The sequence below is a fragment of the Robertmurraya kyonggiensis genome (assembly GCF_005116465.1).
Classification (GTDB): domain Bacteria; phylum Bacillota; class Bacilli; order Bacillales; family Cytobacillaceae; genus Robertmurraya; species Robertmurraya kyonggiensis.
On record NZ_SWBM01000003.1, the window covers coordinates 1 to 16798 of the forward strand.

13 protein-coding genes are annotated in these 16798 nt (G+C 38.5%); 5 read left to right on the forward strand and 8 right to left on the reverse strand.

Translation table 11 applies throughout. The features are described from left to right. Window positions 1-322: 322 nt before the first annotated feature. Window positions 323-1198, reverse strand: coding sequence for a nucleotidyltransferase-like protein (locus FA727_RS13760; protein ID WP_136831758.1), 876 nt, complete (start codon window positions 1196-1198; stop codon window positions 323-325). 152 nt (window positions 1199-1350) lie between these two features. Here FA727_RS13760 and FA727_RS13765 point away from each other — a divergent pair, with 152 nt between their 5' ends. Then, a complete protein-coding gene (locus FA727_RS13765; RefSeq protein ID WP_136831760.1) occupies window positions 1351-1707 on the forward strand; it encodes a YgzB family protein in 357 nt (118 codons plus the stop codon). A gap of 108 nt (window positions 1708-1815) precedes the next feature. On the opposite strand, the gene perR is transcribed toward FA727_RS13765, so the two are convergent. From perR to FA727_RS13780, 3 genes are all read right to left on the reverse strand, one after another. Then, window positions 1816-2253 carry a peroxide-responsive transcriptional repressor PerR gene (gene perR, locus FA727_RS13770; RefSeq protein ID WP_170209270.1) on the reverse strand — a complete coding sequence of 146 codons (438 nt, stop codon included), beginning with the start codon at window positions 2251-2253 and terminating at the stop codon, window positions 1816-1818. Window positions 2254-2366: 113 nt separating this feature from the next. Beyond that, window positions 2367-3317: a D-2-hydroxyacid dehydrogenase gene (locus FA727_RS13775; RefSeq protein ID WP_136831762.1), complete on the reverse strand. Its 951-nt coding sequence runs from the start codon at window positions 3315-3317 to the stop codon at window positions 2367-2369. Between the two features lie 238 nt (window positions 3318-3555). Next, window positions 3556-4137: a hypothetical protein gene (locus FA727_RS13780; RefSeq protein WP_136831764.1), complete on the reverse strand. Its 582-nt coding sequence runs from the start codon at window positions 4135-4137 to the stop codon at window positions 3556-3558. Window positions 4138-4562: 425 nt separating this feature from the next. On the opposite strand from FA727_RS13780, the gene FA727_RS13785 reads away from it, so the two are divergent. Next, a complete protein-coding gene (locus FA727_RS13785) occupies window positions 4563-6587 on the forward strand; it encodes a bifunctional diguanylate cyclase/phosphodiesterase (protein ID WP_246041889.1) in 2025 nt (674 codons plus the stop codon). Window positions 6588-6829: 242 nt separating this feature from the next. Here the strand turns inward: FA727_RS13785 and bcp are convergent, their stop codons facing one another. Both bcp and FA727_RS13795 read right to left on the reverse strand, forming a co-directional pair. Further along, window positions 6830-7300 carry a thioredoxin-dependent thiol peroxidase gene (gene bcp / locus FA727_RS13790; protein ID WP_136831768.1) on the reverse strand — a complete coding sequence of 157 codons (471 nt, stop codon included), beginning with the start codon at window positions 7298-7300 and terminating at the stop codon, window positions 6830-6832. A gap of 66 nt (window positions 7301-7366) precedes the next feature. Continuing rightward, on the reverse strand, window positions 7367-7774 hold the full coding sequence (locus tag FA727_RS13795; protein WP_136831770.1) for a potassium channel family protein: 408 nt from the start codon (window positions 7772-7774) through the stop codon (window positions 7367-7369). Between the two features lie 139 nt (window positions 7775-7913). Here FA727_RS13795 and FA727_RS13800 point away from each other — a divergent pair, with 139 nt between their 5' ends. Both FA727_RS13800 and FA727_RS13805 read left to right on the forward strand, forming a co-directional pair. Beyond that, a complete protein-coding gene (locus FA727_RS13800) occupies window positions 7914-9209 on the forward strand; it encodes a glutamate-1-semialdehyde 2,1-aminomutase (RefSeq protein ID WP_136831772.1) in 1296 nt (431 codons plus the stop codon). A 431-nt stretch (window positions 9210-9640) separates the two neighbouring features. Further along, entirely contained in the window at window positions 9641-14113 is a 4473-nt protein-coding gene (locus FA727_RS13805; RefSeq protein WP_136831774.1) for a glutamate synthase-related protein, read from the forward strand. Between the two features lie 95 nt (window positions 14114-14208). On the opposite strand, the gene FA727_RS13810 is transcribed toward FA727_RS13805, so the two are convergent. After that, complete coding sequence (locus FA727_RS13810) at window positions 14209-14430, reverse strand: hypothetical protein (protein ID WP_136831776.1); 222 nt, start codon at window positions 14428-14430, stop codon at window positions 14209-14211. Window positions 14431-14771: 341 nt separating this feature from the next. On the opposite strand from FA727_RS13810, the gene FA727_RS13815 reads away from it, so the two are divergent. Further along, window positions 14772-15854, forward strand: a complete 1083-nt coding sequence (locus FA727_RS13815; RefSeq protein ID WP_136831778.1) for an FUSC family protein — start codon at window positions 14772-14774, stop codon at window positions 15852-15854. Between the two features lie 32 nt (window positions 15855-15886). On the opposite strand, the gene FA727_RS13820 is transcribed toward FA727_RS13815, so the two are convergent. Further along, window positions 15887-16792 carry an ABC transporter permease gene (locus FA727_RS13820; RefSeq protein WP_136831780.1) on the reverse strand — a complete coding sequence of 302 codons (906 nt, stop codon included), beginning with the start codon at window positions 16790-16792 and terminating at the stop codon, window positions 15887-15889. Between the last annotated feature and the right edge of the window lie 6 nt (window positions 16793-16798).

Here is a 16798-nt window from a genome sequence, read left to right on the forward strand (position 1 = left end):
AGCCAGGATCAAACTCTCCAATAAAGAGTAAGAATTAGCTCTAAAATTTTTCGCGTTAGCGAAAATATTTTTCATTAAAATAAAACTAACGTTGACGTATGATTTGTTTAGTTTTCAAAGTGCAAGGATGAATTTTCCTAAAAAGAAAATTATCACCATCGCTCAGAAGCGACTTTCTTAATATAACATGTGACGTCGTTAGTGTCAACATCTTTTTAAAAAGAAATCCGTCATCTAGAAAAGTAATTTTCAATACATTTCTTAGCGACGGATATTAATATAACAAGTATTTCAGCAAAGGTCAACCCTTTTTGATGTTTTTCTAGGATAATTTTTTCGCAACAAAATAATATCGGTGGAATACACCCTGCCCTTTGGTTTCTACATTCTTTACATTAATGAATCCACGGTCAATTAAATACTCCAGCAAAATCCCTAGATCCACAGAATACTCAACTAACTCGTCATGTGTGATCATATCATTAAACGTCCAGTATTCACGTTCTTCAAGAACATCGATTAAATGCGCAATCCCTACCTTTGTTCGTGAATAAATGAGAAATTCACTCGCTAAGAAAAGAAGCTCAAGGCGTTTTTCCATCGTTTCATCACTATTTACAAGCTCCACATAAAGCTTGTAAATCTCTGGTTCAATTTGTTTTACCTGATTCCAGACAGTAACCTCTGGGTGGAATCCATTTTCAATCACAGACAACCTTGCTAAATGATGCAAGGAATGAATCACATGATTATAGGCATCCAGATAATGCTGATTTTCAAAAAATGCTTTCCCATCCATATATCTACGAATGAGTTTTGCAAATTCTAAGCCCATCTTAATTTTACGGCCGTAAAAAGGGAACTCTTTCATTTCCTCTTTTAACTCCGCTAAAAATTCATTTCGATCAAATACCACTTTTCCGTTATAGAGCCAATCAAATATTCTTCTGTTCGAACCAAGCAGAATCCACTCTCTTAGTTTTTTCTCTGTTACGATATGAAGCGCAGCTTTCTTGCCTTCATATGTGTAATGTTTAACAAACAGTGGTTGTTCTGCTTCACTTACAATGATTAATAGGACAGTATCAAATGTATCTGTTGTCGGTATTGAATGTTGGTTCTTTTCTATTGTTAATACACCAAGCGTGTTCGGATGACTTGCCCGTTCTTGATATATCGGACGAAGAATGCCTTCCATCATCATTCCCCCCATTTTATTGTTAGCCTATATCTTCGACAATTCTAATTGATTTCCTGCTTAAATTCTAGACATATTTCGACACCCGTGCTTCATTACCATTTATTTCATAGCTTCTAGATGGTATAGTATTGTTTTAGGAGGGTTCGATTATGGCTAAATATTCAAGTAAAATTAATAAAATCCGCACATTTGCATTAAGTTTAGTTTTTATTGGATTCATTGTTATGTATCTCGGAATATTTTTTAGACAATCAGCCATTTTAATGACAATCTTTATGTTATTAGGCTTACTGTCTATTATTGCTAGTACAGTCGTTTATTTTTGGATCGGCATGCTCTCAACGAGAACTGTACAGGTTAAATGTCCAAACTGTGAAAAGCCTACTAAGATTCTTGGTCGAGTAGATATTTGCATGCATTGCAATGAACCATTGACTCTCGACCCAAATCTTGAAGGTGTAGATTTTGACGAAAAATATAACAGTAAAAAGAATGTTGAATCCTAAACATATAGTTTGTTCATGAAATGGAAAACAACTCGGTCAATTGCGCCGAGTTGTTTTTTTATCTTTTTATCAATCACTAAAAAAATAACTGATAGCTTCAACTATCAGTTAATGCGCGTCTTTTGCTGAGCAATCAGGACATGTACCGTAAATTTCCATTCTATGATGGCTTACTTTAAAGCCAGTTACGTGTGAAGCAAGGTGTTCCACTTCATCCAAACCAGGATAATGGAAATCCACAATTTTACCGCAAGATTCACAAATAACATGATAATGTTGAGTGGTAATAAAATCGAACCGACTAGAAGAATCCCCATACGTTAATTCTTTCACTAGTCCAACTTCACGAAATACTCTTAAATTGTTGTAAACTGTTGCCACACTCATATTTGGAAATTTCCCTTCCAACGCTTTATAAATATCATCAGCAGTTGGATGTGACATCGAGCTTATTAAATATTCAAGTATCGCATGACGTTGTGGAGTTATTCTAACTCCAGTTCCTTTTAAGGTATCAAGCGCTTCTTTTAATTCATTATGTGACACCGCCATGCCACCTCTTTTCTAGTATAAATTCTTACTTTATAATATTTATAAATAGTGTACTAGGAAACAACGACTTTTGTCAATATATCAACCTTTGATGTATGAATATCTCACTAATACCCCCTTGATAAATCAATTCGATTTATAAATTTTCCACCTTTTTTATTATATGTATGTAGATTCTGCTCAAATATTTCAAAAGCTCTTGGTAAATAATTCTTGGTTATACTTGATAAGTGTGGCGTTACTGTTACATTTTCCAACTTCCAGAACGGATGCCCTTTTGGTAATGGTTCCTGCTCAAATACATCTAAGTAAGTATGAGCAATTTCATTATTCTCCAAAGCTTTTACAAGTGTTTCGTTCTTAACTAAATCTCCCCTGCCGATATTGATAAAAACCGCCGTATTTTTCATTGCTTGAAAATGTTCATATGTTAAGAAATTCGACGTTTCATTTGTACTTGGCAAAACAGATACAATAAAGTCAGCCTTTTCTATTATTTTGAGCACTTCCTTCATTGTATACAATTCATCCACATAGTCTACCGGCTCTCCGCTGCGGTTCACACCAATTGTGTTCATTCGGAACACTTTCGCTAATCGAGCAATTTCTCCACCGATCGCTCCAACACCTAAAATAAGAATCGTCTTTCCACATAACTCAGCCATCGGAATTTTTCTGTCCCAGTTCTCTTCTATTTCTCTCTCTGCAATCAGCTTTGTTTGTTTTACATACTGAAGCATCGACCCTAGTGTAAACTCCGCCATTGGAATCTTATGAACTCCTCGCGCATTTGTCACAAGTATTCCTTTTTCTGCGCAAGCAGCTAGAGGCATTTTTTCCAATCCGGCAGACATCACCATTATCCATTTAAGGTTGCGTGCAGAATGAATGTGATCCTCTGTTAAATCTTCTCCATATGTAATAAAGACTTCCGCTTCTTGAAAGCTTTCGAAAGCATTCTTCATCCCTTTTAAAAATTGAAATTGGATTTCAGGAAATTTCTCCTGGATATCTTTTTGTAATGCCTGTTCAGGTAAAAGTGATGAAACAATCTTCATGGACGATCCCCCTTTTTTCTTCTATTATAATCGTTTGTAGCAAAACAAAGGTGAAAAAGGTCAGAAAATTTCCACCAAAAATCACATCGAATTTTCCACATAAAAAGAGCAGGTCAGTTATGACCTGCAAGCAACATTTGTCTGAGGAGGTATGCCCTAATACATACATATTCAAAACTTGTTTATCGGAGTGGACATACGCACAAAATAAGAAAAATAGGCAATAATAGCAATAACTTTATACTCCTACAACATTTGTTACTCTAAAAGTATTTGTCTCTTGTTCAAACGCAGGATATTCATGAAGCTTTCCTTCATATATAAGTTCTAAAATCGGAATATCCACAAAATCATCTGGTCGTATAAGTTCTGGGCATTTTTTCATCAGATGCAAACCACTCTTCTTTAAAACCGTGGCCACAAACTGTGAGCACGTATATGCGTTATCCCTTTTCAGTTTCATGTTCATCGCGATCGCAAAAATCCCGATTAAATTGTAACGATAATTCGCTGCGAAGCTTTCAAACTGGTAAATGATTTTTAATAACCGATCATACTGCTCTTCATTAACCGTGAGCTTGTACAAGACACATTTCGTTTCCTTTCGATGAAAAAAGACACCTTGATCCATTCGTTCTTTCACAAATCCAGCTGAAAAAGGGTTATTGTACACTTTTCTGCCAAAGCTATAAATATCATTTAACTCTTCATCTAAAGCGATTGAGACATGATTATAAGGAAATCTTGTATAGAGCTTAATCATTTCCGAAAACCATGTACCTGTATCTGTTAGGAGAATATAGACTGTTTTTTCGGCCACTTTTTCACCTACCTATATAAATTTTTAAAAGAATAAATAAGTACATAATTAATAGACGTATGAGAAGCCCTAATTACTTCATTTTTTTGAAAAAATTCCTAAAAAATATATTAAGTTAGCAATAACTTGAAGTCTGAGGCATTCCGCAAGCACGTCGGAAACCAGCTTGTATGCTTTTCTACATAGTACATCTTTCTTTATGATAACATCGAATCACACTCTATTTTATTTAATTTCCGTAAAAATAAGGTGGCAAATAATAGGAGCTATTTGATAGATACCTATATAATAGCACTCCCTTACTGTTTATCTTGTCGCAGAAACACCTCTCTTTGGCGCAAAAAAGAATTGTTTAGTTCGAAAGTATGACATAAAATAACTTGTACTACTCTTTTAATTTAATGATTTGCTAGATATAGAAAGAAATGAATCAACAAGGAGAAAACGGAATGTATTTTGAAGGAAGTTACAACTACTCGATTGTCATCTTATCAATAGCAATCGCAATTTTAGCATCTTATTCAGCTTTAAGTATTTCAGCAAAGGTAGCACATACGCGAGGAAAACATCGACTTTTCTGGTTATTGGGTGGCTCCCTCACTATGGGTGGTGGCATCTGGTCTATGCATTTTGTCGGCATGCTTGCCTTCCATTTTCCTATGGATGTCAAATACGATGGGGTCCTTACCTCCCTTTCTATGTTAGCTAGTTTCCTGTCCTCGTTTATTGCCTTTTATATTACGAAAGAACCGAAAAACAATTGGTTCAAAATGGTGATCGGCGGCCTTATCATGGGCAGCGGTATTGTGACGATGCATTATATGGGCATGGAAGCCATGATCATGCCGATGGAAATGACTTACGACCGGAATCTATGGCTCCTATCCGCAATTATTGCTTTAGTCGCGTCTTATTCAGCTTTATTCTTATTCTTGCGTTTCCGAAGCCAATCATCAACTAGTTGGTTAAAATGGTTATCCGCCATTACAATGGGATTCGCGATTGGCGGGATGCATTACACAGGGATGAAAGCAACTAAATTCCATTCTCATCACGAGATAGTAATGGATTCCCACTCCTCTGTGAATCTTTTTTTATTGTACGGAGTTACTATAACGATAGTGTTAATCTTATTTATCTCTTGGGCTGCCGTATTCTTCGACCGCACTATATTAGAGAAAATGGCGTATCAGGATAATATCACCGGTTTACCTAACCGTAACGAAATGAATCGTTTTTTCGATACGTATGTCGGGAACAAAAGTTTTGCTGTTTTATTTATCGATTTGGATCAATTTAAGGTAATTAATGATACGTTGGGCCACAATATTGGAGATATTCTTTTAAAAGAGGTTGGTTGCCGCTTACGTAGATTTATGAAGAACGGACAACAAGCTTATCGAATTGGTGGAGATGAGTTCTTGTTTATCGTTGAAAACAGCAATCAAGAACAAGCAGAGAAATTAGCTACCGATATTTTGGAAAGCATTAAGGAAGTCTATCGAATTGAGGGGAATGAACTTTATATTACCGGAAGCATCGGGATTAGTATTAGTTCCATCAAGAACCATGACCGAGCCATGCTTCTTAAGACTGCAGATACAGCCATGTATACAGCAAAGAACTCCGGAAAGAATCAATATCAAGTATATAATGAACAAACTGGTAACACCGAGCTTCGAAAAATGGAATTGCAAAAGGACATGCAGTGGGCTATAGAGGCTGGACAGTTTTATGTTGTCTATCAACCAAAATGGAATGTTCAAACAAATAGTTTAGTAGGATTTGAGGCTTTACTCCGTTGGAACCATCCACGATTAGGTGTGGTTTCACCTGGTGAATTTATTCCCATTGCCGAAGAAACAGGGCTTATCGTTTCACTAACAAAATGGACATTAAATGAAGCTTGCCGTCAATGTAAGAAATGGAAAAGTCGGGGATGCGTTAACCCGATTTCAGTTAATATCTCCATTCGACTTTTTCAAACAGATACATTGATTAATTTCGTAAAAGATGTGTTAGAAAAAACTGTATTAGATCCACATCTGTTAGAATTAGAAATCACTGAATCCATGGTCTTTTTAGATATTGATGATATCATCCGCCAACTTCACGCCATTCGTTCTCTTGGAGTGAAAGTCTCGATGGACGATTTCGGTACAGGTTATTCGTCCATCGGTTTACTTGATCGAATCCCTATAGATTCTCTGAAATTAGACCGACTTTTTACCAACGATCTTGAAACCTCCAGTAAACGTGCTATTATCAACGCTATTCTATTGATGGCCTCCGATCTCAACTTGGATGTTATTGCTGAAGGTGTGGAAAGTCAGGAACAAATTGAGTCATTGACTCAATTGGGTTGCAACATCATGCAAGGCTATTATTATAGTAAGCCAATGAAAGTGGAAGAAATCGACCCGTGGATTAAATCAAGAGTTCTCGAATAGGAATTCATAGGATATACGTAAAGTTCGGTTAATGAATGGAGGCATTCATGACATGCGGACACTATTTGGTTGTTTACTCTTATAGTGTCCTCGTGAGCTCTTCACGGAGACACTATTTGCTGGATTCCTATGAACAGTGTCCGCATGAACCTTTCATAAGTTACAATTCTCTAGAAATCCTTCAAACAAGTCTTAAGTAACTAAAAAAACGAAGCTACCCCTAATCGGATAGCTTCGTTTTTTTACGATAAATTTCCCTTAATAAATTCCAGCGCTTCTTCCACATGTCCGCTGACCTTTACTTTATCCCAAACACGTGCCACTTTTCCTTCTTTATCAATGATAAAAGTAGAACGTTCAATCCCCATGTATTCTTTACCGAAGTTTTTCTTTAACTTCCATACTCCGTACTGTTCTGCAACTTCATGGTCTTCATCAGCGAGTAAAGTAAATGGTAAGCCATACTTCTCGATGAATTTCTCATGGCGAGCAACCGGATCTGGACTCACACCTAATACAACCGCATCTAATTCCTCGAAGCTTTTATTCTGGTCACGAAAATCGCAAGCCTCTGTTGTACAGCCCGGTGTCATATCCTTCGGGTAAAAATAGAGCACAACATGCTTCCCGCGAAAATCGGAAAGCTTGACCTGTTTTCCATCACTTGCCGGCAATTCAAAATCTGGTGCCAACTGACCTTTTTCAATTGTCATATGTATTCCTCCGTTTCGATTGACGATATTTTTTAGCGTATCGAAATAAGAAAGGAAAAACAAGCATTAGGACTTCTCCATATCTAAAACCGTTCGCGCTACAAAGGCTGCAGGAATCGTGTAGCCAATTAATGCTTCTGACACAGCAATAATTCGTCCAATCCCTATTGGTGCGATGTCTCCATAGCCAACAGAGAACAACGTGATGGCACTAAAATAGAGGCCCGTCTCTAAACGGGCCAAAAATATATTCTCAGATGGAATATATCCATCATCTAATACAGCGTAACCATGCAATTCCAACATAATATACATCAGGCCGAAGCTAATCATTACTGTGGCATAAATGGAAGCTAAAAAGAAAAAATTCTCTAAAGAGACTCGCTTCCCTTTTATTTTATACGGTGTAAAAAGAAGCCGTACACTACCTCCGATACAAATGACGATTAAGATTAACGAGGTGTAAAATACCATCAGATCCCTCATCTCATGCTAAAGTTATCTCTTCTATTTATACGTGCTTATGCTTTTTTATAGAACAGTCTGTCTAATCAACATTCTTCTTAAAAAAGTGCTAAAATGGTCTATGGATATTATTTTTAGGAGGATCAATATGCATTTCACAAATTCTGAACGGCTTCATGAAGAAGCGTTACAATACATAGTTGGAGGGGTAAATAGCCCTTCACGTTCTTATAAAGCAGTTGGCGGTGGTGCTCCCGTTGCGATGGAAAGAGCAAAAGGAGCTTATTTTTGGGATGTCGACGGTAATCAGTACATCGATTATCTCGCAGCCTACGGTCCCATCATTACAGGACATGCTCATCCACATATTACAGAAGCGATTAAGAAAGCAGCTGAGTCGGGAGTGTTATACGGTACTCCAACCCCTCACGAAGTAAAATTCGCGAAAATGCTTCAGGATGCAATGCCGAATTTAGAGAAAATTCGTTTTGTGAACTCTGGAACAGAAGCAGTAATGACGACAATCCGTGTAGCTCGTGCATACACAGGTCGCGATAAGATCATTAAATTTGCTGGCTGCTACCACGGACACTCTGACTTAGTTTTAGTAGCAGCAGGTTCTGGACCTTCTACATTAGGAACACCTGACTCTGCTGGAGTTCCTAAAAGTATTGCTCAAGAAGTTATTACGGTTCCATTCAATGATATCGAACCTTTTAAAGAAGCTCTTAGCAAATGGGGCGACCAAGTTGCAGCTGTATTAGTGGAACCAATCGTTGGGAACTTCGGAATCGTTGAGCCAAAAGAAGGCTTCCTTCAACAAGTTAACGATCTGACTCACGAAGCTGGAGCACTCGTCATTTATGATGAAGTTATTACTGCATTCCGCTTTATGTATGGTGGTGCGCAAGATCTATTAGGAATTCAACCTGACTTAACAGCGATGGGGAAAATCATCGGTGGCGGACTTCCAATCGGAGCATACGGCGGAAAGAAAGAAATCATGGAAAGTGTCGCTCCACTTGGTCCAGCTTACCAAGCAGGAACTATGGCTGGAAACCCAGCATCCATTTTATCTGGAATTGCTTGTTTAGAAGTGTTAAAACAAGACGGTGTATACGAATATTTAGATGAACTTGGTGCTTTGCTTGAAGAGGGTATCGCCAATGCAGCGAAGAAGCACAATATTCCGATTACCATCAATCGCTTAAAAGGCGCACTTACTGTTTATTTCTCAAACGAGAAAATCGAAAATTACGAGCAAGCGGAGAATACAGATGGAGAAATGTTCGCGAAGTTCTTCAAGCTAATGCTTCATCGCGGGATTAATCTTGCCCCTTCTAAATATGAAGCTTGGTTCCTAACAATTGCCCATACTGCAGATGATGTCGAGGCAACCATCCATGCTGTTGAAAATGCATTTTCTGAACTTGCAGAAGAATAAATATTCAAATTTTATACATTACGGAGCGTGATACCGCTCCGTTTTTTCAGAAGTCTATACATTGAAACCGTTTGCATTATGGGTTTTTATAGGGAATTATTACCTGTTTTCGAAGAAAAAATTATCCATCTTTTTGTATAATTAATTGATTTCTGAAAATTCTCATGATATAATAGGAATATTATTTGGCTACTTTTGATTAGGTTGTTTTATCTTTTCGACAACCTCCAAAAGTGAGAGCAAAGTTTTTTACATTTTCTATTGAATACTCTCATTTAACCCCTGGTCTGACTGTATTTTATAAGAGATTGGTTTGAAGATTTTTGTAAGATTTTCTTACAGAATTATCCGCGTAAAATGGTCGACCTTGTGAAGAATTTTTACAGGAGGTGAACGGCTATTAAGGGTCAACCCTAATAAGCCAATTTTTAATGACTAATCAACAATGGAGCCCCTCACTTTTTAAAGAATTTCACCGTCAAGAGCACGATGCTTGTGGAATTGTTGCCTCTTTAGAAAAAAACAATATTCCTACTCGCGAAAATATATTTAATTGTATTAATGCTCTTGTCACAATGAACCATCGCGCTGGTTTTATTAACGGCGAAGGCGATGGTGTTGGAATTCACGTCGATATCCCAAGAGCCCTATGGAAAGAAAAACTAAGAAAGAACGGTAGTGACCCAAGTCTTGTTGATCAGGACGGATTTGTCGTTGGTCACATCTTTATCAGTAGAAAAGATGACCCTCAATCCATTAAGAAAAAATTAACTACTAAGCTTGCAAACTATAATCTAGACATCCTTTTTGAATCAGAAGAAGTAACAGATGCTTCTGCATTAGGACCAATTGCTATTCAGGAGAACCCTGTTTTTTGGCAGATTGCCTGCTTAAGCGATGTGACTGGTCAAGAGCTTTCTAAAAAGCTTTTTGAATTAACGGTTGAAATGGAATTAGATGAAGCTGTTCACGTGGCTTCACTTAGTCAGTACCATGCTGTTTATAAAGTAATGGGTGCAGGTGACATTTTACCGAAATATTATGAAGACCTTGCGAATCCAATCGTCGCTTCAACGATTACATTAGGACATAACCGCTATTCAACAAATACATTATCAAGCTTCAATCGTGTACAGCCTTTTACAATCCTTGGACATAACGGCGAAATCAATACGATTGCTAAGCTTCGTGATGAAGCAAAAATGATTGGCGTACCGCTCGTAAAAGACGGCAGTGACTCACAGGATTTAAGCAGAACGATTGAAACGCTTATCTGTCGTGATGGCTATACGTTATTTGAAGCGTTGGATTTACTTTTCCCACCAATTATTAATGAAATCAAAGCATACCCTACTCATCTTCAGGATTTATATGTATATATGCGTGAAGCATGGGGCCATTTTGCACAAGGACCAGCTGGGATTATTTCTCGTTTTGGCGATGAGGCTGTATTTAGCGTCGATGCGCTTGGATTACGTCCTCTTTGGATGCTCGAGACTGAAAAATCTTATTTGTTCTCATCAGAACCAGGAATCATTCCTTCAAGCGAATATGTCAATGACCCGAAACCACTTGCTCCTGGAGAAAAGGTTGGTTTCAAATGGGATGGCGATGTATTAAAAGTATATGAGCAGAATGATTTTCAAGAGACTGTATATGAAAGATTTGCGCAAAAAGTAAATCTTGAGAATGCTAGAAAGAGACTTTCTGTTCCGAAATTAGAAAAGACGGTCTCTGTCACATATCCGAAGAAAATTCACAACGGACAGTACAAAGCATTTGGTTGGGAGCGCGATCATATTCAGTTACTTGAACAAATGGCTGAAAAAGGTGTCGAGCCTATTCGTTCCCTTGGTACAGATTCACCACTTGCTGCGATTAATCCGAATCGTAAAAACGTCGCTGATTTTATCAAGGAAAGTGTAGCTGTTGTTACAAACCCTGCGATCGACCGCGATCGTGAATCTGAACATTTCTCGACTCGTACCATTATCGGTCGCCGCCCTACTTTATTTGTGAAAAATGCCACTGGTACTGTTATTGAGCTTACTTCCCCTCTTCTTATTGAAGGTGCAGTAGGATTTGAATGTTCAGCAGAATTGCAACAGCCTAGCTATGATCAAGTAACAGCCCTTTTCCAAAAAGAAAATCTATCAGCTTATTTATCTGCAACTCTTAATAAAGAAGAAACAGTAAAAGAAGCTTTAGAACGTCTTCAAACGGAAGTCGTTTCTGCTGTAAAAGATGGCAAGACACTAATCGTTGTGGATGATGGCCGTGCTCATATGGATGACCAATTATGGCTTGACCCACACTTAGTGATTTCCGCTCTTGATCAAGCGTTAGTGAAGGGAGAGCTTAGACGCGATTGTTCGATTTTATTACGTTCAGCTGCAATTCGCTCTTTACATGATATTATTCTAGCGTTCGGACTTGGTGCTGACTTAATCAGCCCATATTATATGTTCATGACTGTACTCGATGATTCTACAAAACCGTTAATGAATCTATATTCTGCATTGGTTAAAGGTTTGGAAAAAGTCATTTCTACTATCGGAATCCATGAGCTCCGTGGCTATGGCAGACTTTTCTCAGCCATCGGATTAAATGAAGAAGTATCAAAAGTGCTCAATATCGTGAACTTCTTTGGTTCCGAAGAGCTTGGCTATAATTTTGAAGCGATGAAAGAAGACGCAGTTGCAAGAGCTGCAGATTATGAAAACGAGAAAGAAAGAGTTGGAAAGTCTTTCAACCTCTTCCCTCGTATTTGGAAAGCGATTGGCGATGTTGCTACAAGTGGAGATTACACTGCTTATGGTGAAAAAATCACAGAGCAAGAAACAGAGAATCCTACAACGATTCGTCACTTAACTGGATTTAAGCAATCTAGTTCAGCTGTCACTGCAAATGATGTAGATATTAGTGTTGGCGAGCATAGCTTACCATTTATCATTTCCTCCATGTCCTTCGGGTCACAAAATGAGATTGCCTTCCGTGCTTATGCCGAAGGTGCAGACCGTCTTAACATGGTCAGCCTCAACGGTGAGGGTGGAGAAATTAAAGATATGCTTGGAAAATATCCAAGAACACGCGGACAGCAAATTGCCTCTGGTCGATTTGGTGTTAACGCAGAACTCTTGAATTCTTCTAATCTCCTAGAGATTAAGATTGGTCAAGGGGCAAAGCCTGGAGAAGGTGGACATTTACCTGGTTCTAAGGTGACGGAAAAAATTGCTGAAGCGAGAAATGCTACAATCGGTTCTGACTTGATTTCACCGTCTAATAACCATGATATTTACTCAATTGAAGATTTAGCACAAATGATTCATGAGTTAAAAACTGCCAATGACAAGGCAAAAGTTTCTGTCAAAGTTCCTGTTGTTCCAAACATCGGAACAATTGCTGTAGGTATTGCTAAAGCCGGCGCTGATATCATTACCTTAAGTGGATTCGACGGCGGTACTGGAGCAGCTAGAATTCATGCCCTACAATACGTTGGGCTCCCTGTAGAAATCGGCGTAAAAGCTGCACACAATGCATTACTTGAAGCTGGCCTTCGCGGGAATGTTGAGCTTTGGGCAGACGGCGGAATCAAGAGTGCTCAGGACGTATTAAAAGTTATGCTTTTAGGAGCAAACCGCATTGGTTTTGGAACATTATCGATGATTGCAATCGGCTGTACAACATGTCGTGGATGTCACTTAGATACTTGTCACGTTGGTATTGCAACGCAAATTGAGTCTGAGGCTCAAGCGAAGGATCACGGATTAAGAAGATTCGTTCCAAGACAATTAGACCTTGCTGTTCAAGGAATCATGAATCTCTTTACGGCATTTGGGAACGAGCTAAAAGACCTTACTGCTTCATTAGGCTATAAAAATTTACAGGATATCGTTGGTCGCTCAGACTTACTTGAGCAAGTTAAAGGTCAAGACCAGCTTGATTTAACTTACTTGTTGAAAACTCTTGATATTAGCCAGTTTGAACAAAAAGAAGCAGCTGCTGCTTCTGAAACAACACAGCTTCAAATGGCAGTTGGTGCAGAATTCTTAGATGCCAACGTTGGAGAGCTTCAACAATCTCGTGAGTATCACAGCGTAACTTCTGAACAAAGAGTTTTAGGAAGCCGTGTTTCTTGCCACCGTGTACGCGGACGTCTTGATGGTTCCTACAAAAACTTACCTGCTGTTGAGCTTAAGTATAAGAACGGCTCTATTCCAGGGAACGGTCTTGGTGCTTACAATAGCGAAGGCATTAAAATCGAAGTTGCAGGTGGTTCTCAGGACGGTACTGGTAAAACTTCCGTTGGCGGACAGATTCTTATCTTCAAGTCTAAAGGAAAAAACGGCCAATACTACAATGGTTCCGTTGGTAAAGGCTTCGGTTATGGAGCACAACACGGCTTACTAGTTGCACAAGGTAATGCTGATGCTCGTGCAGGAATTAGACTTTCTGGTGCTGATATCATTATCGGTGGTCAAGTAAAGCACCCAATTCCAGCAATTGAACATGGTAACATTGGTTCTAAAGCGAATATTAAAGGATTCGCCTTTGAATATATGACAAATGGTCGTGCTTTAGTATTAGGAGATCCAGGTCCATGGTTATGCGCAGGGATGACTGGCGGTGTTGTTTACTTAAGACATCAACCTGAATTAGGCTTAACAAAGGATGCCTTACAAAGACGAATTGCCAAAGGAGCAAAGGTTTCCCTTACAGGTTTGTCTGAAAAAGGACTTTCCGATATAACAGAGCTTCTTGGTCAATACGTTGAAATGTTAAAAGAACAAGGTCAGGTTGAAGAAGCTGTAGAATTAGCTCTTCTCCTTCAAGCACCTGAAGAAAACTTTGTTCAAGTTGTTCCAGTGAAGGAACAAGCAGACCCTTCCGTTTCTACAGAGTGATATTTGATGATTTAGTTGAGCGCCCGCACATTTGAAAGTGCGGGCGTTTTTTGTTTGTTGGTTTTGGTGGGTGCGGTTAGATTATGGAGTGCCGTTTAGTAATCGCCTGTTTTTGACTGCCAACTATAGCTCCCTTTGGGTGATACTTGGTAACCACCATGCATTTGTCGGTCAGCTCGAACAGATTCTCCCTCTTCTTGGCGTGTAAATGCCATTTGTCGGTCAACTTGAACAGATTCTCCCTCTTCTTGGCGTGTAAATGCCATTTGTCGGTCAACTTGAACAGATTCTCCCTCTTCTTGGCGTACAAATGCCATTTGTCGGTCAGATTTACTAAATTCCCCCCCATCTTGACGTACATATCACATTTGCCGGTCAACTTGAACAGATTCACTCTCATCTTGGCGTGCAAACCCTCCCAAACCAGCAAACTTAAGCTTTTTCTAAACCATAGAGCTAGCCAAAAAAATTATTTGAATGACTCAATTATGACGAAATAGGAAACATTATTAAAAACCCAAATGCGCAAATAGTACTATATTCATCTGTTGAGAAATTTTTTCTGTTGTTTAACAAAGGAAAATAGTTTAAAGTATGTATACACGTCTCACACACTGGGAAGTGTTATTTTTGTGTAAAAGAAAGGATATATTTATTTATGAAGCTTGGTGCCCGCATATTTAAGACGGGAATTGCAATTGTATTATCACTTTTACTAGCTGAGGTGTTTGAACTTCCTTCACCTATTTTTGCTGGGATTGCTGCAATTTTCGCGGTTCAGCCAACCATTTATCGATCCTATCTATCGATTATTGAGCAGATTCAGGGTAATATTATTGGTGCCATCATTGCGGTTACCTTCGTACTCACGTTAGGAAACAACGTTGCGATGATTGGGCTTGCAGCCATTATCGTCATTACTATTAATTTAAAATTAAAAATCTCGAATACAATAAGCTTGTCCCTCGTTACATTAATCGCGATTATGGAAGCTCCCGGAGATGGATTCATTGAGTTTGCGATAATTCGATTCTTAACGATTATGCTTGGGATTCTATCCGCTTTTGTGGTGAACCTAGTGTTCTTACCTCCAAAATATGAAAACAAGCTATACTTTAGAATTGCTAATATTACCGAGGAAGCGACAAAGTGGATCCGAATTAATTCTCGACACGCGTCAGAGCATACTTTTTTAAAAAAGGATATTGAGAAAATTAAGGACGATTTAACAAAGCTTAATCAGCTTTATCTCATGTATAAAGAGGAACGAAGCTATTTCAAGAAGAACACAATTGCGAAGACTCGAAAACTGGTCATTTACAGACATATGATTGCAACAACCAAAAAGGCAATCGAAATTCTGAAAAGACTACATCGTTTTGAAAATGATGTTACGAACTTACCAGAAGACTTTCATTTGGAAATACAGCATCAGCTTGATTACTTAATTGATCGACATGAGCAACTTATGCTGAAGTTTATTGGCAAAATTAAGCCACAGACTACAAGTGAAGACGATCGACTATGCTTGAATCGCAAGGAATTATTCGGTCTATTTATCGCAAAGCAAAAAGAAATTGATTACGAATACGACGTAACGTTCTTCCATATCATGCAGCTTATTTCCTTTATTATTGAGTACGATGAGCATCTGGACCATTTAGATGTTTTAGTGACGAGCTTTAAGTCTTATCATAAGAAGGAAAATGAAGTAAATATCGAGGAACCTGTACAAGAGTAAAGCAGCTGAATTTTCAGCTGCTTTTTTGTGTTCTAATTTTTCATGCGTGGATCGAGTGCGTCACGCAATCCGTCACCCATTAAGTTAAATCCAAGTACGGTAAGTACAATAGCTAGACCAGGGAAAAACAATGTCCATGGTGCTTGAGTAAGAAATGCTCTAGCATCAGAAAGCATTTTTCCCCATTCAGGATTTGGAGCTTCTGCTCCTAGTCCAAGAAAACCTAGTGCTGCAGCTTCAATAATAGCAGTTGCAATCGCTAAAGTCCCTTGAACAATAATTGGTGCTATACTATTCGGCATAACATGATGGAATAAAATCCGGCTATTCTTCATCCCTACTGCTTTGGCAGCCATAATGAACTCCTCTTGCTTCACACTTAAGACTCGCGAGCGAATGAGTCGTCCGAAGTTCGGAATATTAATGATTGCAATCGCAATTAAGGCATTTCTTAAGGAAGGTCCGAGTACTGCTACAATGGCAATCGCTAGTAAAATACTTGGAAACGCCAATAATATATCAAAAAATCTTGAAATCACTGAATCAACCCATTTTCCATAATAACCAGCCACAATTCCAAGTAGACAACCGATTACAATTGAGCCTATAACAGCTAAAAAGCCAACCCAAAGTGAAATTCTTGACCCATAAACGACCCTTGAAAATACATCTCGTCCAAAGTCATCTGTCCCAAACCAATACTCACTTGAAGGGGCTTGTAATCGATCACTGGTCGTTAGCTTCTGTTCATTGATTCCTTCTGGCGCAATGTATGGTGCAAAAATCGCTAAAAGGACAAAAAATAATACAATAAAAGTCCCAATGACAGCTAATTTATTTTTTCGAAAACTCCTCCATGCCTCTAACCAAGGGGAGACAGCTTTTTCTTCAGCTGGTTCAATTGGTACTTGCATTTCTTTATTCGTTGAAAGTTCCATATTCTC